A 17,116-nucleotide genomic window follows, 5' to 3' on the forward strand; every position below is an offset into this window, starting at 1 on the left:
AGACCAGGGCACCTAAGCGGGGACCTGTCACTATCCTGTTCGGCCGGTCAGCGATAGTAGAATTGTGCAGCGGGTGACGCGGGGTGGGTATTCGCATGTGGTCTCAATCGTGGTCTCATCCGCCCTCGATCCGGGCTTGTCCGTCCTCGTCCACTGAAGTCCAGCGGCTGCTCCGAACTGGCACAACGGCCCTTTGTCGGACGCCCATGGACGCCCCCCGAACAAGATCGGACAACTCGTAATGCGTAGGTCTCGGGTTCGAATCCCGAAGGCGGCTCAGACACAGACCCCAGGTCGGATGCCTCCGGCCTGGGGTTTTTTGTTGCTCGTGATGTGCCTGTGGATCCCTGGTCTAGAGGAGTGGTAACGCCGGGCCGGTGCACCAGTGCTCGGGCAGATCCTGAGCTCCCTCAGGTCGTCCAGTCCCGGTTCGCTGACTCCCGCCGCGGCCTGGCCTGAGCCACCGGTACCCGCACCAGTCGTTCGCGGGACCTGGTCGGTCATCGACTTGTTGTCGTGGGTGTGGAGACCGCCGTGGCCACCGCATCGACTCCCGGGCGGTCATCGCCGTCGACGAGGACCGGGCGACCGACTGGTGGTACAGCGGGGTCCATCCGGACCCGGGGGCCCCGGGACGGCTCAGGATGGCGATCCATAGCGGGCAGCGATGGCGGCCGCGCGGTTGCGCAGGGAGTTGCGCAGCCACTGCGGGGCCAGGACTTCCGCATCGGTGGCGTGCTGCCACAGGGCCCATTCGGCATGTCGCGAATCTTGGAAGATCACGTTCAGCCGCAGCCAGCCGTCCGCGTCCGTTTCCTCGGCGCAGACGGCCAGCACGGTGCCGACCAGGTGCTCCCGCCGCGCCGGGTTCACCCGTACCAGCACGGCGACCTTGTCACCGCCGGTCCGGAACTGCGCGGTGCGTGCCTGCCAGGCTCGGTCCAGGTCGACGGTGTCCGGTCGCTGCGCCGATTCGTCGAGTTCTTCGGCGGCCCTGACCCGGGAGAGCCGGTAGGTGCGGTCCTCGCCGGCTCGCTTGGCCAGCAGGTAGCCCTGTTCGCGAACGGTTACCAGGCCGATCGGGTCCACGGTGCGCCACTTCGGGGCCTGGTTCAGTGCCGCGTAGTGGATGCGCAACCTGTGTCCGGCGAACACCGCGCGCCGGACCTCGGCCACGATGGCGTCGGACATCTCCTCGGCGGCGACGCGGCGCGAGAGGAGGTCGGTCTCCGGGTCAATGAGTAGTCGCTGCGTCGCATCGGCTGCGGTGTCCCGAAGGCCCTCGGGCAACGCGTCGACCACCTTGAGCATGGCCGAGGCGAGCGCCGAACCGAGGCCGAACAGCTGTGCGCCGCGCCGCGATCCAGCCACGAGCAGGGCGAGCGCCTCGTCATGAGTCAGTCCGGTGAGTGCCGTCTGGAAGTCGGGTAACAGTGCGAAACCGCCGTGTCGGCCACGCTCGGCGTAGACCGGGACACCGGCCGCGGACAGCGCCTCGATGTCGCGCATCACCGTACGGGTGGAGACCTCCAGCTCACGGGCCAGTGTCTCTGCGGTCATCCGACCGCGCTGACGCAGCAGGAGCACCAGGGAAACCAACCGGTCGGCGCGCATGCGAAAACTCTAGGCAAATACATGACCGAGGATGTCACGTTTTGCTGGAAGGGTCTCTCACGCGACGACAAAGCCCGGCGGATGTCGAGGCGTTGGACGTACGCACTTCAGAGGACCGAGCGGATGGAGCGAGTCGGCAATGGAACGTAACGCGGTCAACCCGGTGACGTGGTCGGTCGAGATGGGCTTCAGCCAGGGTGAGGTCGTCTCCGGGCACTCGCGGACCCTGTACATCTCGGGCCAGACCGCGATGAGCAAGGAGGGCAAGCCCGAGCACGACGGTGACATGGCGGCGCAGTTGGCGCTGAGCATCGACAACATCGAGGCGGTGCTCGCCGAGGCCGGCATGTCCCTCTCGAACCTCGTCCGGCTCAACGTCTACACGACCGATGTCGACCTGCTCTTCCAGCACTACGGTGTGCTGGCGGGCCGGCTGGGCGCCGCCAAGGTCTCGCCGACCACGACGATGCTCGGTGTGACACGCCTGGCGATCCCCGGCCAGATGGTCGAGCTCGAGGGCACCGCCGTCGCGTGATCTGACCTCGTCTCCTCCGCTGCTCGTGCCCGTGAGTCGGCACGGGCAGCGGGCATGTGGTGAATCCACAGCCTCGTGGCGGTTACGTTCACGCCGCGGGCTTCGTGGGCGGATCCTTTCTGCGTCATCGTCGTACCGCTGCGACTGCGACTGCGACTGCGACTGCGACTGCGACTGCGACTGCGACTGCGACCCGACCCCGATCGCGACTGCGACCCCGATCGCGACTGCGGTACGCGGACACTCGCCTGCCGCTCGACGCACGGCAGCGCCGCTGACCGCACCCCGGGGATATCGACGCCCGGCGAGCAGCTCCCAGCCCACCCCCGCCCCCAGCGCAATCGCTCCCCGCCGCGGACGGGACGACGGCGCCCCCGGGGGGCCTATGGAGGTATCGGTCACTGATCGCGTTGCCCAGTTCCCTGTCGCCCCCAACCCCGTTCACGGCGAGCCCAACGAACGCCTCAGCAACGGGACATGGCAGTCCGCTCCGTCACGCGCCGGATCGGTGGGATATCCCCGGGCTGTTTCGGAAGGGTGCGAGGTGGCCGAGGGGAGTCCGCGGGGCGCGAACGTCGCCGTGGCGTTCTATCGGGCGTACGGCGATCTCGCCGCCGAAGGTCCCGGGCTGGTCGGCGATCTCGCCGACGACGCCATGCTGTGGATCGTCTGGCCCCGGCGCGCGGTCGGCCACGTCAGTGACATCACCGGGAACGCGCTGCGGGAAGTCTTCCTCCCGCTCGGCGTCGTCGATGGGCAGGTGGCGGCGCTGGGGGAGGACTGGTCGGGGCTGAAGTTCCTACGGTGCCGGGAGAACCGCCGTCCCCAGCTCTCCGACCGCCCTGCGGACGGGCGAACTTTAGACGTCCTCACCATGAACCACTAGCATCGCGCCGGTGATCGCAGCCGGGGCGAGGTGAGGGGGCGGGTGTGGTGGGGCTGAGGATCGGGGTTGCCGTGGTGACCATGGGCAACCGGCCCGCCGAGGTCGACGCGCTGCTGGAGTCCGTCGCCAAGCAGGACCTCGCCCCCGACCGGATCGTCGTCGTGGGAAATGGGTGCCCGCTGCCCGAGTTCACCCAACGGCTGGCGCTGCCCGGTGAGTTCACCGCGATCGAGCTGGACGAGAACCTCGGCTGTCCGGGTGGGCGCAACGTGGCGCTGGAGCGGTTGCGGACGTTCGGGGACGTCGATGTCGTGGTCGAGCTGGATGACGACGGGCTGCTCGTCGGCGTTGATGTCCTGCGCCGGGTAAGGGACTTGTACGCCGCCGACGACCGGCTCGGCATCGTCGGTTTCCGGATCGCCGACGAGCACGGGGAGACCCAGCAGCGGCACGTGCCCCGGATCGGCAAGTCCGATCCGCTCAGGGGCGGTTACGTCACCGGCTTCCTCGGCGGTGGACACGCGCTGCGGATGGTGATGCTGGCCGAGACGGGCGACTGGCCCGCGGAGTTCTTCTTCGCGCACGAGGAGACGGACCTGGCGTGGCGGGCGGTCGACGCGGGCTGGCGCATTCTCTACGCGCCCGAACTGCTCCTGCGGCATCCGAAAACCTCGCCTGCCCGGCACGCCATCTACTTCCGTGTGAACGCCCGCAATCGTGTGTGGCTGGCCCGCCGACAGCTGCCGATGCCGTTGATCCCGGTCCATCTGGGTGCCTGGGTCCTGCTCACCCTCGTCCGCACCCGGTCGCTCGCGGGCCTGCGTGCCTGGTTCGGGGGGTTCATGGAGGGGCTGCGGGAACCTGCCGGCGAGCGGCGGCCCATGCGGTGGCGCACGGTGTGGCGGCTGTGCCGGCTGGGGCGTCCGCCGGTCGTCTGACCGGTGCGGGAGTGGGACGCGGGACCGGTGCGGGAGTGGGACGCGGGACCGGTGGGGGAGTGGGACGCGGGCCCCGGTCGTTCACCTCCGCCGACCGGGACCCGCACGTCCCCGGATCCGGCCTCGGCGGCGACGCTCCCCCGAGCTGCGCGTCATACGCGCGCACCGTCGGGCCGGACCCGATGTGCTGATCAGATTAAGCCATGCCAACAGATTGCCAACATCTGGCCAAATGTGTTTCCTGACACCCAGTGGCCCCAACGGGCCCAATCAGCCCACCAGTCACAGCCGGCCACCGCCACCGACGCTCACTTCGCATCCGCGTAACACTCCACCACCGCCGTACTGAACGGAAACCGCACCGGCGTCTCCCCGAACGTCAGCCGCCCCGCCAGCTCCGCCGCCTCCCGGATCGCCGTCACCACCGCTTCGGCCTCCTCCTCGGGACAGTGCACGATCACCTCGTCGTGCTGGAAGAAGACCAGCTCGGCTGCCATCCCCGCACAGGTCTGCCGCAGCGCGGCGAGCAGTAGCAGGGCCCAGTCGGCGGCGCTGCCCTGGACGACGAAGTTGCGGGCGAAGCGGCCCCGGGCGCGGGCGTTGGTGGACGCGTAGCCCGGCACCCAGTCCTGCGGCCCCGCGCCCTCGGCCGGACCGTCCCCCGTCTCCGGGATCGGGATGCCGGCCTCCTCACCCGCGCCGTCCGCCGCCCCCGCCGCCGGCGGACAGGTCCGGCCCAGCCAGGTCCGCACCAACCGCCCCTCCTCGCCCGCCCGCGCCGCGTCGTCGACGTAGGCCACCGCCTTGGGAAAGCGGCGTCTGAGTGCGGCGAGGTTCTTGAGTCCGTCGCCGGAGGTCTGGCCGTACACCGCACCCAGCACGGCGAGCTTGGCCTGGGCGCGGTCGCCGGAGAAGGCGCGGTCGGAGACGGACTGGTACAGGTCGGTCTCCCGCCCGGCCACCTCCATCAGCCCCGGGTCACGGGAGATCGCGGCGAGCACGCGCGGCTCCATCTGGTCGGCGTCGGCCACGACCAGCCGCCAGCCGGGGTCGGCGACCACCGCACGCCGGATGACCTTCGGGATCTGGAGGCCGCCACCGCCGTTGGTCACCCACCGTCCGGTGACCGTCCCGCCCGCGAGGAACTCCGGTCTGAACCGCCCCTCGCGCACCCAGTCCTGGAGCCAGGACCAGCCGTGGGCCACCCAGATCCGATACAGCTTCTTGTATTCGACCAGCGGTTTCACTGCCGGATGGTCCAGGGACTCGATCTCCCAGCGACGGGTCGATCTGATCTTGATCCCGGCCTGTGCGAAGGCCTTGATGACGTCGGCGGGCAGATCGGGGCGCACCCGGCGCCCGAACGCCGTCGACACCTCGTCCGCCAGCTCGGCCAGCCGCCGTGGCTCCCCGCCGCCCGCGTACCGCTCGCCCAGCAACTCGTGCAGCACCCTGCGGTGGACCTCGGCGCTCCAGGGCAGCCCGGACCGGTTCATCTCGGCGGCGACGAGCATTCCCGCCGACTCGGCCGCCGTCAGCAGACGCATCCGCTCCGGGTGCGCGGTCCGGTCGTGCCGCCGTTGCTGCTCTGTGTACACCGCGACCAGGTCGCTGAGCGGCACATGGAGCGCCTGGGGTTCGAAGAGCGAGGACTGCGAGCCCGGTTCGGCCGAGCGCTGTGGCGGGTCGGGTGGCACGGGGCCGTTGCGCAGGCGGGCGAGGGCGGCGGCTGCCGACCTCGGCTCGCCGTGCCGCCCCTCGTGGCCCAGCAGCAGAGTCTCGGCGTCCTCGATGTCGTAGCACCGCTCCACTCGCACCCCCGTGGCGAGCAGCCGCGGATAGACCTCGGCGGTCGACCGCCAGACCCACCGCGCCACCTCCGGCCGCCCGCGCACGGCCTCGGCCGCGTCCGGCTCCCGGCGCACCGGACCCGCGAGCAGCCCGTCCGGACCGAGGGGGGCGACCTCCACGCCGCCGTCCTCGGCCGGAGCGAGCGCCCACCGGTCGGTCATGCAAGCGAGTGTGGCACCCGGGTCTGACAACGGGCCTGGGCCGTTGCCGCCGCGGGCCGTCGCCACCCCTCCTCCTGAGCCCCCTCCTCCTGAGCCCCCTCCTCCTGAGCCCCCTCCTCCTGAGCCCCCTCCTCCTGAGCCCTCTCCTCCTGAGCCCTCTCCTCCAGTCCCCTCCTCCTAAGCCCCCTCCTCCCGAGCCCGCTTTGCGGTCTCCTCGCCGCTCTTGAGGAACTGGGAGAGGACCTCGACGATCCACTCCTCCACCCCTTCCTTGGTGAGACCGAGCCCGTACAGCACGCCGTTGCCGTTCTCGAACTCCAGCAGCGCCAGCAGGATGTGCTCGGTGCCGATGTAGTTGTGGCCCAGGCGCAGGGCCTCGCGGAAGGTGAGTTCCAGGACCTTCTTGGCGTCGGAGCCGTAGGGGATGAGGTCGGGGACCTCCTCGGCGGCGGGCGGCAGCTCGGCCGTGGCGGCCTGGCGGACCGCGTCCAGGAGGACGCCCTTGGCCGTGATCGCCTTGGCGGCGATGCCGTCCGGCTCGGCCAGCAGGCCGAGGACGAGATGCTCGGGGCGGCCCTCGGGGTTGCGGGCCGCGACGGCCTCGTTGTGGGCGGCCATCACCACGTTGCGAGCACGCGGCGTGTAGCGGCCGAAGCCCTGCTGGGGGTCGAGGTCGGTGCCCTCCTTGGGCACGAACCGCTTCTGCGCGGCCTGCCGGGTGACCCCCATGCTCTTGCCGATGTCGGTCCAGGAGGCGCCCGATCGGCGGGCCTGGTCCACGAAGTGACCGATCAGATGGTCGGCCACCTCGCCGAGGTGATCGGCGGCGATCACCGCGTCCTGGAGCTGGTCCAGGGGTTCTTCGTGGACCTTCTTGATGGCCGCGATGAGTTCGTCGAGACGTACGGATGACGTGATGGTCGGGTTCGTCGACATGTGTCAACCGTAGGTTGACAGTCCAGGGGTGTCAACCCGTGGTTGACGACACCCTCGTTGCCTCCCATCGACTTACGATCCCTTGGTGAGCCCGCCCAGTACGCCCCCCACGTCCGACGCGCCCAGCCCCCGCACCACCGTCGACCGCGCCTTCGAGTCCGCCCTCTACGACACCGAGCACACCACGCTCGACGCCGGCGCCTCCCTCCTCGCCGCCACCCCCGAGGCGGACGCCGAACTCGCCCGGCGCGGTGCGGAGTTCGTGGCGGCGGCCTGGCGGCGCGGCTGGCAGCCGGCCGACGTCGTACGGCTGGTGCGGCGCGACCTGGACGACGTCCATGTACGGCTGCTGGCGGCGGAGATACGCGCGCAAGCGCCGGACGACCGGCCCCGCGGCTCCCGCTGGCAGGCGCAACTCGACGAGCTGCCCACCGAGGACCCGCCCCGCACCGACCGCTTCTCGCAGGCCACCGCCGTCCTGGAGCTGTACCGCCTGCTGCTGCGCCTGCCCACGCTGGAGCCCCTGGACCAGGCGGCCGAACCCGCCACCCGGGACGCCCGGCCGGAGTCCCGCATGCTCACCCGAATCCGGGCGCTGCTGGCCAAGGCGGAGGCGACGGGGTTCCCGCAGGAGGCGGAGGCGCTCAGTGCCAAGGCGCAGGAGCTGATGGCCCGGTACAGCATCGACGAGGCCCTGCTGGCGTCTCGTACACCCGCCGCGAAGGACGCGCCCGGCGCCTGCCGGATCGGTGTGGAGCCGCCGTACGAGCAGGCCAAGGCGGTTCTGCTGGACGCGGTCGCGAGTGCCAACCGCTGCCGTGCGGTGTGGAACGAAGCCTTCGGCTTCTCCACGGTCGTCGGCTTCGAGGCCGACCTGGAGGTGGTCGAACTCCTCTACACCTCGCTGCTGGTGCAGGCCCAGACCGCGATGACGAAGGCGGAGGCGGCCCAGCGCGCGGGCGGCCGGAAGCGGACCAAGACCTTCCGGCAGTCGTTCCTGGCGGCCTACGCCCATCGCATCGGCACGCGCCTGGCCGCCGCGGCGCAGACGCAGGTGACCGATGACCTGCTCCCGGTGCTGGCCTCCCGCGAGGTCGCGGTGACGGCACGGCTGGACCGTATGTTCCCGCAGACCACCACGACCCGACTGCGCGGCGTCAGCGACGAGGCCGGCTGGGTGCAGGGCGCCGAGGCGGCCGACCGGGCACAGGTGGCGCCCCGCCGACCGCTGCGCTGACAAGCGTCACCGGCCAGCCGCTCTGCTGACCGGCGTCAACCGCCGACCGCCGCTGAGCTGATCGACATCGATCGCCGACCACCCCGCTGACCGGCGTCAGTCGCCGACCACCCCGCTGACCGGCGTCAATCGCCGACCGCCGCCGTTCAGACCCGGCATCGATCGCCGACCGCCGCCGTTCAGACCCGGCATCGATCGCCGACCACCCGCTCCCCGACGTCAGTCGCCCGACCGCTGGAACCCGCTCACAGACGCATCCGGTGTCTTCCCGTCGCTCTTGAGCGCGACGACGCCGTACGACCACTTGAAGTTGTGTGTCTCGGTGGAGCCGGGCAGCCGGACCTTCGCGGTCCCGACGGCGAGGCCCTTGTCGCCGCTCGCCTCGCCGCGGACGTAGGTGAGCGTGAAGGACGTGGTGGCGCCCTTCGCGAGGGTCGTCTTCCGGGCCGGGGCGCCCTGGTCGGGCGCGACGGCGGCCGTGGTGCCGTCCGCGGTGAGCTCGACGGTGGGCAGTCCGTCCAGGGCGCACTCGGCGCCACCGCGGTTGGTCACGGTGACGGGCACGTTGCCGGTGTCCCCGGCCGCGGGGGCGGCGTTGGCCGGACCGAACTCCACGGCCAGTTCGGCCACGCAGTCGGTACCGGCCTTGGCGTCCTGGCCGGTGTCCCCACCGTCGTCACAGGCGGTCAGGAGAAGGGCCGCGGCGAGGGCGGCGACGGTGAGGGAGGAGGCGCGCATGGGTTCCTCTGGCAGTGGCGTCAGTGATCGCGGGCAGTCCCCGCGTCGGACATCACGATCCCAGACCGGCCGTCGGCAGGCCCGTAGGCAGCTTGCCGCCCTCCGCCTTGGTGTAGGTCTCCGCGCCGAGACCGCCCTCCCAGGTCACCTTCAGCGAGGTCTTGCCGACGGAGTCGACCATCCCGGTCGCCCGGTCCTTGCTGCCGTCGGTGCACTTGAGGCGGATCATCCGCATGCCGTCCTCCTCGCCGGCGGTCCCGCTGCACACGGTCCCGCCGGTCGCGAAGAGCCCGGCCTGCTTGCCGGTGACGACCAGCGCGACCGCCTTGCCGTCGGTCGTGGCGAGCCAACTGCCCTCCAGCTCACCGGATGCGGAGGCCGATTCGCCGCCCGTACCGCCACCCGTGTCGGCACTGGCGGACGCCGAGCCACTGGGGGCGGCGTCGTCCTTGGAGTCGCCGTCGCCGTCGCCGCTGCACGCGGTCAGCGCGAGCGCGCCGGCCAGGGCCGCGGCCGCGGCGGCCACCCGCGTCCGCCGGCCCGGCATCGTGCGGGTACGGGAGAAAGTCGCCGAGATCACTGGAAGCTCCCAAGCTGTAGCGGTCGGCATACGGCCGTTTCGGCCGACCTGGCCGAAACGACCGCAGCAAGTTACCAGGGAGTCCCATCGGGGCCCCAGAGCCGGTCGAGCTCTACCAGGACGCCTTGCGCACGCCCGGCAGATACCCGGCGTGCGCCTGCTCCCGCAGATTCACCCGGGACAGCCCGAAGGTGCGGAGGTAGCCACGCGGCCGCCCGTCCACCTGATCACGGTTGCGTACGCGCGTGGCGCTGGCGTCCCTGGGCTGCCCGCGCAACTCGAGCTGGGCGGCGAGCCGTTCGGCTTCGCCGGTGGACGGCCGACGGATGATCTCCTTCAGTTCGGCCCGCCGGGCGGCGTAGCGCGCGACGACTTCCTGCCGCCGCCGGTTCTTGGCGATCTTGCTCTTCTTGGCCATCAGACCTTCACTCCCCGCGCGCGGATCCGGGCGACCGCCGCCTCGACGCCGATGGTGTCGACGGTCCTGATCCCCCTGGCGCTCAACCGCAGTCGTACGTACCGGCCTTCGCCGGGCAGCCAGTAGCGCTTGGACTGGATGTTGGGGTCGAAGCGGCGGGAGGACCGCCGATGGGAGTGGGAAACGGTGTTGCCGAAGCCGGGCTTGGCGCCGGTCAGCATGCAGTGGGCGGACATGGGTGACGTACCTCTCCTCTGTCGTTACTGTTAATGGAAGTCATTTTCAGTAAGGTAGCAGCATGGCACGCAACGAACTCCGCCCGGTCATCAAGCTCCGGTCCACCGCCGGCACCGGCTACACCTATGTGACCCGCAAGAACCGCCGCAGCGACCCCGACCGGATGACCCTGCGCAAGTACGACCCGGTCGCCGGCCGGCACGTCGACTTCCGAGAGGAGCGCTGAGCAAAGCCATGCGTGAGGGAATCCACCCGGCCTACGGGCCGGTCGTCTTCCGTGACCGGGCCGCGAACCACGCGTTCCTGACCCGTTCGACGATGACCAGTGAGAAGACGGTCGAGTGGGAGGACGGAAACACCTACCCGGTCGTCGACGTCGAGATCTCGAACGTCAGCCACCCCTTCTACACCGGCACCGCGCGCGTGATGGACACCGCCGGCCGCGTCGAGCGCTTCGAGCGCCGGTACGGAAGGAAGGGCTGATGCTTCCCGTCGTGATCGTCGGTGGGCTGCACGCCGACGCCCGCAAGGCGGCCGTAGAGCACCTGCTCGCCGACGTCCCCGGCAGCGTCGTACTCCACCACGACCTGGCCACGGCCGCCGCCGGCACCGTCGTCCGCACGGTCCGGGACGCCACCGGTCTCGTCGGCGCCGGCGAGGCGCCGCTGGTCAACGACTGCGCGTGCTGCGCCTTGCGCGAGGACCTGGTCCCGGAGCTGCTGCGGCTCCGGGACGCGGACGGCACCCGGATGGCGATCGTCGAGCTCTGGGACTCCGTCGAGCCCAAGGCGATGGCCGAGGTCGTCACGGCCGGCGGGCTCACCGTCACCGGGGTGATCACCGCGGTCGACCCCGCCCTGGTGCTGCCCTACCTGGGCAACGGCGACGACCTGGCGGAGGGCGGCCTCGCCGCCGCTGCGACCGACCAGCGCACGGTGGCCGACACCTTCGCCCGGCAGCTCGAATACGCCCCCGTCCTCGCCGTCGCCGCCTCCCCGGAGGCCGACGAGGAGGACCGTGAACTGCTGGCCCAGCTCCATCCGACGGCCCGCCAGGTTCCGATCGGCCCGGCCGTGCCCGCCGATGACCTGACGGTGCCGACGCCGCGCCGCCGTACGCTCACCCCCCTCGCGCAGGCGGCGCTGGCCGGCTTCGACGTGGAGTCGGCCGCCGCGGCCCAGCACCCGGCGTGCGCGCTGCTCCCCGCCGAGGCCGACGCGCACGGCGTGGCCACCCTCGTCTGGCACCGCCGCCGCCCCTTCCATCCGGAGCGGCTGTACGAGGCGCTGGAGGACATCACCTGCGCGGCGGCCCGCAGCAGGGGCCGTTTCTGGCTCGCCGACAAGCCCGACGTGCTGCTGCACTGGGACGCGGCGGGCGGCGCTCTGTGCGTGGAGAGCGCGGGGCCTTGGCTGGCCTCGCTGCCCGACGCTGCCTGGGACATGGTCCCGCCGGTGCGCCGCGCGGCCGCCGCGCTGGACTGGCACCCCGAGCACGGCGACTGCTGTCAGCACCTGGTCTTCACCTCGCCCGGCCTGGACCGGGACGGCCTTGAACGGCTCCTGGAGTCCTGTCTGCTGACCGACGCCGAGTACGCATCCGGCCGCGACGCCTGGCGGCGGCTTCCGCCCGCCTTCGACACCCTCCTGGAGGTCTGACCCATGCCCCGCAAACCCGACCGCAAGCCCACCAAGAAGCCGAACCCGCTGGACCAGGCCGGCATCACCTACGTCGACTACAAGGACACCGATCTGCTGCGGAGGTTCATCTCCGACCGGGGCAAGATCCGCAGCCGCCGTGTCACCCGGGTGACGGCCCAGCAGCAGCGGCAGGTGGCGAAGGCGATCAAGAACGCGCGGGAGATGGCGCTGCTGCCGTACTCGACCCGGTAACCCGGCTTCCGCACTCGATAGGTAGGAGATTACCTACGTTTGACGCGTAGGGAATCTCCTACCTATTGTCGTCCCCATGAACATCACTCCCATGAACATCACTCACACTTCCTTCGTCACCCTCCCCGTCGCCGACCAGGACCGCGCCCTGCGCTTCTACACGGAGGTCCTCGGCTTCGAAGTCACCGCCGATCTGGACATGCCCCAGGGGAGGTGGCTCCAGGTCGCGCCCAAGGGCGCGCAGACGGTCTTCACCCTCTCCGGCCCGGGGATGGGCGGTTTCGAGCCGGGGTCGACCCGGGGGATCATGTTGGTCACGACCGATGTCGACGCGGACTGTGCCCGGCTCACCGAGGCGGGTGTCCCGGTGCAGGGTCCGGACGAACTGCCCTGGGGGCGGATGGCCGGCTTCCAGGACCCCGACGGAAACAGTCTGATGCTGCTGACGGAGGCCGCTCACTGACGAGGCCGTTCACTGACGGGAAGGCGGGAAGGCGGGGCATGGACACCACCGGGGCCCTGGAGGCGGCGGAGGATCGCGTCTTCGCCGCGCTCGCCAACGGCACGCGCCGTGAGGTGCTGCGGCTGCTGCGCGACGGCGGGCCCCAGCCCGTCCAGGCCCTCGCCGACCACTTCGACATGCGCCGCCCCAGCCTCTCGGAGCATCTGAAGGTGCTCCGGGAGGCCGGCCTCGTCTCCGAGCAGCGCTCCGGCCGGCAGCGCATCTACCAGCTGGAGGCGGCGCCGCTCGCCGAGGTGCAGGACTGGCTCCATCCGTACGAGCGGTTCTGGCGCGCCCGTATGAAGGGCCTCGGCGAACTGCTCGACCGCATGCCCGACGATGACCCGACATGAACAGCGAACCCGGCTCCGATCTCGGCCCCGAACCCGATGACGACCTCACGGTCATCCGGGTGGACCAGTACTTTCCGCACCCGCCCGCCAAGGTCTGGCGCGCCCTGACCGAGCCCGAGTTGCTCGTGCAGTGGCAGATGCAGGGTGCCGAGGCCTTCCGTCTGGAGGTCGGCCACCGGTACGCGATGACTTCCGTGCCGCGGCCCAACACGAACTTCTCCGGCACCGTCGAGGTCGAGGTCCTGGCCTACGAGTCCGAGCGGATGCTGAGCCTGCGGTGGAGTGATCCGTCGCCGGAGAACCCTGTGCACTGGACGGTTACTTGGAGTTTGGAACAGGAAGGGCGCGGAACGCGTCTCTTCCTAGTGCACGAGGGGTTCGATCCGGACGACCCCGCTCAGCTCATGGCACGGAAGATCATGGGCGGCGGCTGGCGGACACATGTGATGCGAGCCCTGGGGCATGCGCTGGAACGCATGTAGACCCGCGTACGTCACAGGAGTAACCACAGGAACACCCCGCGTGCACGTGCATCTGCTCATGCAGTTGCACGTGAACAGAGCTATGATCCGGAAGCAGTTGACTGCCGCACCACTGCACCACCTCTTGCCTCAATGGGCCCGAGCCACCGCAACACCGGGGAGCGACCTGTGGACCACGACGTGTACAACGGCATGGCAGCCACGGATCTGAACGGGGTGGCCTGGCAGAAGAGCCGGCACAGCAACTCCCAGGGCTCCTGCGTGGAGTTCGCCCGGCTCCCCGGCGGTGAGGTCGCGGTGCGCAACTCCCGCTTCCCGGACGGTCCGGCCCTCGTCTACACCCGCGCCGAGATCGAGGCCATGCTCCTGGGCGTCAAGGACGGCGAGTTCGACCACCTGGTGATGAGCTGAACGGGCGCGTCACAAACCCGCACAACTCGGGGTCATCGACGCCTGTCGCCCAGTAACGCGCGTAGAACCGCCGCGCCGTCGAGCACCGCGGTTCATGAGTCCGCCGAGGCCCCCGCGCCACCCGGCACCGGCTGGAGCCGGAACAGCGCCCAGACGACCTTTCCGCTGAGCGTCCCCGCCATCGGGTGCCAGCCCCAGCTGTCGCTGAAGGAGTCGACCAGGAACAACCCCCGCCCGGACTCGGCCGAGAAGTCGTCCGAATCGCGCGCGACGGGACTGTCGTGGCTGGGGTCGCGCACCGCGCACACCAGCCGCTCGGTCCACCGCATCAGATGCAGCCGCACGGGCGGCGCCTGCTCCGGCATCCGCTGCGCACCCGTCGGCAGCGCGTGGCGCAGCGCGTTGGTCACCAGCTCGGACACCACGAGGCACACGTCGTCGAAGCGGTAGTCCAGATCCCACTGGTCCAGGGTGCGCCGCGTGAACTTCCGGGCCTCACGCACCGCTTCGTAGCGGGCGGGCAGTGCGCAGGAGGCGGCGTTGGAGACGGCTGCGGGATCTAGCGGCGGAAGGCCCTGCCGTAACGGCTCGAGCATGGTCGATCCATTCGTCCCCATGCGAGGCACTCCCGAGAGTTCGCGGTCGTTGCGATGCAGCGGTTGCGCGGGACCATGGTTTCGGATGCGCCAGGCAGATGCAAGGGCAGATGCACGTGCACGTGACCGAATTGGACGCTCCCGTACCGCTTGTTGGCCATTTTTTCCGCCAACTTCCTTACCTCTCCTTGCCTGCCGCTGTTCCCTTCCTGAGAGGAATCCTTGTCTTCTTTCCATCTCTGTAATCGGACGAGTACTGCTCGAAGTGATTTAGTGGCAGACTGCGGGCCCTGAAGACGGTTGGGGAGGCTGGCGAACGTGAGCGCGGGAGAGCCCGGATCGGTGGTGCGGCGCATGCTGCTCGGCTCGCAACTGAGGCGACTGCGGGAGGCGCGCGGGATCACGCGCGAGGCGGCGGGGTACTCCATCCGCGCGTCCGAGTCGAAGATCAGCCGCATGGAGTTGGGCCGGGTGAGCTTCAAGACACGGGACGTCGAGGACCTGCTGACGCTGTACGGCATCACGGACGAGCAGGAGCGCGCCTCGCTGCTCTCCCTCGCGCGCGAGGCCAATGTCGCCGGGTGGTGGCACAGCTACTCGGACGTCCTGCCGAGCTGGTTCCCGACCTACGTCGGCCTGGAGGGCGCGGCGAGTCTCATCCGCGCCTACGAAGTGCAGTTCGTGCACGGCCTGTTGCAGACCGAGGGGTACGCCCGCGCGGTCGTCCGGCGCGGCATGAAGGGCGCGAGCGCGGCCGACGTCCAAAAGCGCGTGGCGCTGCGTCTGGAGCGGCAGAAGTACCTTCTCGCCGACAACGCCCCCGAGTTCCACATCGTCCTGGACGAGGCCGCCCTGCGCCGCCCCTACGGCGACCGCGAGGTGATGCGCGGCCAGCTCCAGCACCTCATCGAGATCTCCCAGCGGCCCAACGTACGGCTCCAGATCATGCCGTTCGGCTTCGGCGGCCACTCCGGGGAGTCCGGAGCCTTCACGATCCTCAGCTTCCCCGAGTCCGACCTGTCGGACGTCGTCTACCTGGAGCAGCTCACCTCCGCGCTCTATCTCGACAAGCACGAGGACGTCGCCCAGTACGAGACCGCGCTCAAGGAGCTCCAACAGGACAGCCCGGGTCCGGACGAGAGTCGGGATCTTCTTCGGGGTCTCCTTCAACTCTCTTGAAACGCAAGTACGATGACGTGTGATCAGACCGTGAAGACGAGCGCGATGGCGGCCGTGCCGATCGCGGGTCTGCCAGAGATTGAGGGATCACATGTCGTCCTACTTCACCGACCTGGCCCAGCAGTACATCGACGGTGAGTGGCGCTCGGGCACAGGCTCCTGGGACATCATCGACTTCAACCCGTACGACGGCGAGAAGCTGGCGTCGATCACCATAGCCACGGTCGACGAGGTGGACGACGCCTACAAGGCGGCCGCCCGCGCCCAGAAGCAGTGGGGCGCCACCAATCCCTACGCCCGCCGGACCGTCTTCGAGAAGGCGCTGCGCCTGATAGAGGACCGCGAGCAGGAGATCACCGAGGTGATCATCGCCGAGCTCGGCGGCACCCGGCTGAAGGCGGCGTTCGAACTCCACCTGGCCAAGGAGTTCCTGCGCGAGGCGGTCCATCTGGCGCTGCGCCCCGAGGGCAGGATCGTCCCGTCGCCGGTGGACGGCAAGGAGAACCGCGTCTACCGCGTGCCGGTCGGCGTGGTGGGCGTGATCAGCCCCTTCAACTTCCCCTTCCTGCTCTCCCTCAAGTCGGTCGCCCCGGCCCTCGCGCTCGGCAACGGCGTGGTCCTCAAGCCCCACCAGAACACGCCGATCTGCGGTGGCTCGCTGGTGGCGAAGATCTTCGAGGACGCGGGCCTGCCCGCCGGCCTGCTGAACGTCGTCATCACCGACATCGCGGAGATAGGCGACGCCTTCATCGAGCACCCGGTCCCGAAGGTCATCTCTTTCACCGGCTCCGACAAGGTCGGCCGCCATGTCGCCACCGTCTGCGCCTCGCAGTTCAAGCGCTCGGTCCTCGAACTCGGCGGCAACAGCGCGCTGGTGGTCCTCGACGACGCCGACGTCGACTACGCGGTCGACGCGGCGGTCTTCAGCCGGTACGTCCACCAGGGGCAGGTCTGCATGGCCGCGAACCGCGTCCTGGTGGACCGCTCGGTCGCGGACGAGTTCACGGAGAAGTTCGTCGCCAAGGTGAAGACCCTCAAGGCCGGCGACCCGCGCGACCCGGAGACCGTCATCGGCCCGGTGATCAACTCCTCCCAGGCGGACGCGATCTCGGCCGTGGTCGAGCAGGCGATCGCCGAGGGCGCGACGGCCCTGGTGCACGGCACCACGACGGACAACCTGGTCGAGCCGTCGGTCCTGACGAACCTGCCCGCCGACTCGGCCCTGCTGAAGCAGGAGGTCTTCGGCCCGGTCGCCTTCCTCGTCACCTTCGACGGCGAGGAGGAGGCCGTACGCCTCGTCAACGACACCCCGTACGGCCTGAGCGGCGCCGTCCACACGGGGGACATCGAGCGCGGTGTCGCCTTCGCCAAGCAGATCGACACGGGCATGTTCCACGTGAACGACGGCACCGTCCACGACGAGCCGATCGTCCCCTTCGGCGGCGAGAAGCACTCCGGCCTCGGCCGTCTGAACGGCGAGACGATGCTGGACGCGTTCACGACGACGAAGTGGATCTCGGTGCAGCACGGTCGGAGCGGCTTCCCGTTCTGAGCGGACCCCGCGTACCAG

At 70.1% G+C, this 17,116-nt stretch carries 22 protein-coding genes; 14 read left to right on the forward strand and 8 right to left on the reverse strand.

The window, feature by feature from the left end:
* Nucleotides 1-639: 639 nt before the first annotated feature.
* Nucleotides 640-1,614, reverse strand: a complete 975-nt coding sequence (locus ACIQWG_RS23910; RefSeq protein ID WP_404099156.1) for a helix-turn-helix transcriptional regulator — start codon at nucleotides 1,612-1,614, stop codon at nucleotides 640-642.
* A gap of 139 nt (nucleotides 1,615-1,753) precedes the next feature.
* On the opposite strand from ACIQWG_RS23910, the gene ACIQWG_RS23915 reads away from it, so the two are divergent.
* The 3 genes from ACIQWG_RS23915 to ACIQWG_RS23925 all read left to right on the forward strand — a co-directional run bounded on the left by ACIQWG_RS23915 (nucleotide 1,754) and on the right by ACIQWG_RS23925 (nucleotide 3,973).
* On the forward strand, nucleotides 1,754-2,149 hold the full coding sequence (locus tag ACIQWG_RS23915) for a RidA family protein (protein ID WP_404099159.1): 396 nt from the start codon (nucleotides 1,754-1,756) through the stop codon (nucleotides 2,147-2,149).
* Between the two features lie 544 nt (nucleotides 2,150-2,693).
* The gene (locus tag ACIQWG_RS23920) at nucleotides 2,694-3,035 is read left to right on the forward strand and encodes a hypothetical protein (RefSeq protein WP_404099162.1); all 342 of its coding nucleotides are present in this window, start codon (nucleotides 2,694-2,696) and stop codon (nucleotides 3,033-3,035) included.
* A gap of 80 nt (nucleotides 3,036-3,115) precedes the next feature.
* Complete coding sequence (locus tag ACIQWG_RS23925) at nucleotides 3,116-3,973, forward strand: glycosyltransferase family 2 protein (RefSeq protein ID WP_404099165.1); 858 nt, start codon at nucleotides 3,116-3,118, stop codon at nucleotides 3,971-3,973.
* Nucleotides 3,974-4,281: 308 nt separating this feature from the next.
* Here ACIQWG_RS23925 and ACIQWG_RS23930 read toward each other — a convergent pair whose 3' ends face one another.
* A complete protein-coding gene (locus tag ACIQWG_RS23930) occupies nucleotides 4,282-5,985 on the reverse strand; it encodes a bifunctional 3'-5' exonuclease/DNA polymerase (RefSeq protein ID WP_404099167.1) in 1,704 nt (567 codons plus the stop codon).
* A gap of 177 nt (nucleotides 5,986-6,162) precedes the next feature.
* Nucleotides 6,163-6,921, reverse strand: coding sequence for a Clp protease N-terminal domain-containing protein (locus ACIQWG_RS23935; RefSeq protein WP_404099170.1), 759 nt, complete (start codon nucleotides 6,919-6,921; stop codon nucleotides 6,163-6,165).
* Nucleotides 6,922-7,006: 85 nt separating this feature from the next.
* On the opposite strand from ACIQWG_RS23935, the gene ACIQWG_RS23940 reads away from it, so the two are divergent.
* The gene (locus ACIQWG_RS23940) at nucleotides 7,007-8,158 is read left to right on the forward strand and encodes a DUF2786 domain-containing protein (protein WP_404099171.1); all 1,152 of its coding nucleotides are present in this window, start codon (nucleotides 7,007-7,009) and stop codon (nucleotides 8,156-8,158) included.
* A 219-nt stretch (nucleotides 8,159-8,377) separates the two neighbouring features.
* Here ACIQWG_RS23940 and ACIQWG_RS23945 read toward each other — a convergent pair whose 3' ends face one another.
* The 4 genes from ACIQWG_RS23945 to rpmB all read right to left on the reverse strand — a co-directional run bounded on the left by ACIQWG_RS23945 (nucleotide 8,378) and on the right by rpmB (nucleotide 10,130).
* The gene (locus ACIQWG_RS23945) at nucleotides 8,378-8,896 is read right to left on the reverse strand and encodes a DUF4232 domain-containing protein (protein WP_404099174.1); all 519 of its coding nucleotides are present in this window, start codon (nucleotides 8,894-8,896) and stop codon (nucleotides 8,378-8,380) included.
* Nucleotides 8,897-8,948: 52 nt separating this feature from the next.
* Entirely contained in the window at nucleotides 8,949-9,443 is a 495-nt protein-coding gene (locus tag ACIQWG_RS23950) for a hypothetical protein (RefSeq protein ID WP_404099430.1), read from the reverse strand.
* 145 nt (nucleotides 9,444-9,588) lie between these two features.
* Nucleotides 9,589-9,894, reverse strand: coding sequence for a 30S ribosomal protein S14 (rpsN, locus tag ACIQWG_RS23955; RefSeq protein WP_404099176.1), 306 nt, complete (start codon nucleotides 9,892-9,894; stop codon nucleotides 9,589-9,591).
* Entirely contained in the window at nucleotides 9,894-10,130 is a 237-nt protein-coding gene (gene rpmB, locus ACIQWG_RS23960; protein WP_404099179.1) for a 50S ribosomal protein L28, read from the reverse strand. Before rpmB ends, rpsN begins: the two co-directional genes overlap by 1 nt.
* Before the next feature lie 62 nt (nucleotides 10,131-10,192).
* On the opposite strand from rpmB, the gene rpmG reads away from it, so the two are divergent.
* The 8 genes from rpmG to ACIQWG_RS24000 all read left to right on the forward strand — a co-directional run bounded on the left by rpmG (nucleotide 10,193) and on the right by ACIQWG_RS24000 (nucleotide 13,771).
* Complete coding sequence (gene rpmG, locus ACIQWG_RS23965; RefSeq protein ID WP_152776507.1) at nucleotides 10,193-10,357, forward strand: 50S ribosomal protein L33; 165 nt, start codon at nucleotides 10,193-10,195, stop codon at nucleotides 10,355-10,357.
* A gap of 8 nt (nucleotides 10,358-10,365) precedes the next feature.
* Nucleotides 10,366-10,614 carry a type B 50S ribosomal protein L31 gene (locus ACIQWG_RS23970; protein WP_404099182.1) on the forward strand — a complete coding sequence of 83 codons (249 nt, stop codon included), beginning with the start codon at nucleotides 10,366-10,368 and terminating at the stop codon, nucleotides 10,612-10,614.
* On the forward strand, nucleotides 10,614-11,789 hold the full coding sequence (locus ACIQWG_RS23975) for a CobW family GTP-binding protein (protein WP_404099183.1): 1,176 nt from the start codon (nucleotides 10,614-10,616) through the stop codon (nucleotides 11,787-11,789). Before ACIQWG_RS23970 ends, ACIQWG_RS23975 begins: the two co-directional genes overlap by 1 nt.
* Before the next feature lie 3 nt (nucleotides 11,790-11,792).
* Complete coding sequence (gene rpsR, locus ACIQWG_RS23980) at nucleotides 11,793-12,023, forward strand: 30S ribosomal protein S18 (RefSeq protein ID WP_404099186.1); 231 nt, start codon at nucleotides 11,793-11,795, stop codon at nucleotides 12,021-12,023.
* A 91-nt stretch (nucleotides 12,024-12,114) separates the two neighbouring features.
* The gene (locus tag ACIQWG_RS23985) at nucleotides 12,115-12,486 is read left to right on the forward strand and encodes a VOC family protein (RefSeq protein WP_404099433.1); all 372 of its coding nucleotides are present in this window, start codon (nucleotides 12,115-12,117) and stop codon (nucleotides 12,484-12,486) included.
* A 38-nt stretch (nucleotides 12,487-12,524) separates the two neighbouring features.
* Complete coding sequence (locus tag ACIQWG_RS23990; protein ID WP_404099189.1) at nucleotides 12,525-12,878, forward strand: ArsR/SmtB family transcription factor; 354 nt, start codon at nucleotides 12,525-12,527, stop codon at nucleotides 12,876-12,878.
* On the forward strand, nucleotides 12,875-13,360 hold the full coding sequence (locus tag ACIQWG_RS23995; protein ID WP_404099192.1) for an SRPBCC domain-containing protein: 486 nt from the start codon (nucleotides 12,875-12,877) through the stop codon (nucleotides 13,358-13,360). Before ACIQWG_RS23990 ends, ACIQWG_RS23995 begins: the two co-directional genes overlap by 4 nt.
* Nucleotides 13,361-13,492: 132 nt before the next feature.
* Entirely contained in the window at nucleotides 13,493-13,771 is a 279-nt protein-coding gene (locus ACIQWG_RS24000) for a DUF397 domain-containing protein (protein WP_404099195.1), read from the forward strand.
* 92 nt (nucleotides 13,772-13,863) lie between these two features.
* Here the strand turns inward: ACIQWG_RS24000 and ACIQWG_RS24005 are convergent, their stop codons facing one another.
* The gene (locus ACIQWG_RS24005) at nucleotides 13,864-14,388 is read right to left on the reverse strand and encodes an ATP-binding protein (RefSeq protein WP_404099197.1); all 525 of its coding nucleotides are present in this window, start codon (nucleotides 14,386-14,388) and stop codon (nucleotides 13,864-13,866) included.
* A 333-nt stretch (nucleotides 14,389-14,721) separates the two neighbouring features.
* Between ACIQWG_RS24005 and ACIQWG_RS24010 the strand changes: the two genes are divergently transcribed.
* Nucleotides 14,722-15,546, forward strand: coding sequence for a helix-turn-helix domain-containing protein (locus tag ACIQWG_RS24010; RefSeq protein WP_404099435.1), 825 nt, complete (start codon nucleotides 14,722-14,724; stop codon nucleotides 15,544-15,546).
* A 91-nt stretch (nucleotides 15,547-15,637) separates the two neighbouring features.
* Nucleotides 15,638-17,098 carry an aldehyde dehydrogenase family protein gene (locus ACIQWG_RS24015; protein ID WP_404099200.1) on the forward strand — a complete coding sequence of 487 codons (1,461 nt, stop codon included), beginning with the start codon at nucleotides 15,638-15,640 and terminating at the stop codon, nucleotides 17,096-17,098.
* Nucleotides 17,099-17,116 lie beyond the last annotated feature (18 nt).

The organism is Streptomyces sp. NPDC098781, from assembly GCF_044759995.1.
Lineage (GTDB): Bacteria > Actinomycetota > Actinomycetes > Streptomycetales > Streptomycetaceae > Streptomyces.

Bases quoted from the DNA above. Each gene is read 5' to 3' on its own strand.
- ACIQWG_RS23910 (WP_404099156.1), bottom strand. From the start codon at position 1,614: ATGCGCGCCGACCGGTTGGTTTCCCTGGTGCTCCTGCTGCGTCAGCGC.
- ACIQWG_RS23915 (WP_404099159.1), top strand. From the start codon at position 1,754: ATGGAACGTAACGCGGTCAACCCGGTGACGTGGTCGGTCGAGATGGGC.
- ACIQWG_RS23925 (WP_404099165.1), top strand. From the start codon at position 3,116: ATGGGCAACCGGCCCGCCGAGGTCGACGCGCTGCTGGAGTCCGTCGCC.
- ACIQWG_RS23930 (WP_404099167.1), bottom strand. From the start codon at position 5,985: ATGACCGACCGGTGGGCGCTCGCTCCGGCCGAGGACGGCGGCGTGGAG.
- ACIQWG_RS23935 (WP_404099170.1), bottom strand. From the start codon at position 6,921: ATGTCGACGAACCCGACCATCACGTCATCCGTACGTCTCGACGAACTC.
- ACIQWG_RS23945 (WP_404099174.1), bottom strand. From the start codon at position 8,896: ATGCGCGCCTCCTCCCTCACCGTCGCCGCCCTCGCCGCGGCCCTTCTC.
- ACIQWG_RS23950 (WP_404099430.1), bottom strand. From the start codon at position 9,443: ATGCCGGGCCGGCGGACGCGGGTGGCCGCCGCGGCCGCGGCCCTGGCC.
- rpsN (WP_404099176.1), bottom strand. From the start codon at position 9,894: ATGGCCAAGAAGAGCAAGATCGCCAAGAACCGGCGGCGGCAGGAAGTC.
- rpmB (WP_404099179.1), bottom strand. From the start codon at position 10,130: ATGTCCGCCCACTGCATGCTGACCGGCGCCAAGCCCGGCTTCGGCAAC.
- rpmG (WP_152776507.1), top strand. From the start codon at position 10,193: ATGGCACGCAACGAACTCCGCCCGGTCATCAAGCTCCGGTCCACCGCC.
- ACIQWG_RS23970 (WP_404099182.1), top strand. From the start codon at position 10,366: ATGCGTGAGGGAATCCACCCGGCCTACGGGCCGGTCGTCTTCCGTGAC.
- ACIQWG_RS23975 (WP_404099183.1), top strand. From the start codon at position 10,614: ATGCTTCCCGTCGTGATCGTCGGTGGGCTGCACGCCGACGCCCGCAAG.
- rpsR (WP_404099186.1), top strand. From the start codon at position 11,793: ATGCCCCGCAAACCCGACCGCAAGCCCACCAAGAAGCCGAACCCGCTG.
- ACIQWG_RS23985 (WP_404099433.1), top strand. From the start codon at position 12,115: ATGAACATCACTCACACTTCCTTCGTCACCCTCCCCGTCGCCGACCAG.
- ACIQWG_RS23990 (WP_404099189.1), top strand. From the start codon at position 12,525: ATGGACACCACCGGGGCCCTGGAGGCGGCGGAGGATCGCGTCTTCGCC.
- ACIQWG_RS23995 (WP_404099192.1), top strand. From the start codon at position 12,875: ATGAACAGCGAACCCGGCTCCGATCTCGGCCCCGAACCCGATGACGAC.
- ACIQWG_RS24000 (WP_404099195.1), top strand. From the start codon at position 13,493: ATGGGCCCGAGCCACCGCAACACCGGGGAGCGACCTGTGGACCACGAC.
- ACIQWG_RS24005 (WP_404099197.1), bottom strand. From the start codon at position 14,388: ATGGGGACGAATGGATCGACCATGCTCGAGCCGTTACGGCAGGGCCTT.
- ACIQWG_RS24010 (WP_404099435.1), top strand. From the start codon at position 14,722: ATGCTGCTCGGCTCGCAACTGAGGCGACTGCGGGAGGCGCGCGGGATC.
- ACIQWG_RS24015 (WP_404099200.1), top strand. From the start codon at position 15,638: ATGTCGTCCTACTTCACCGACCTGGCCCAGCAGTACATCGACGGTGAG.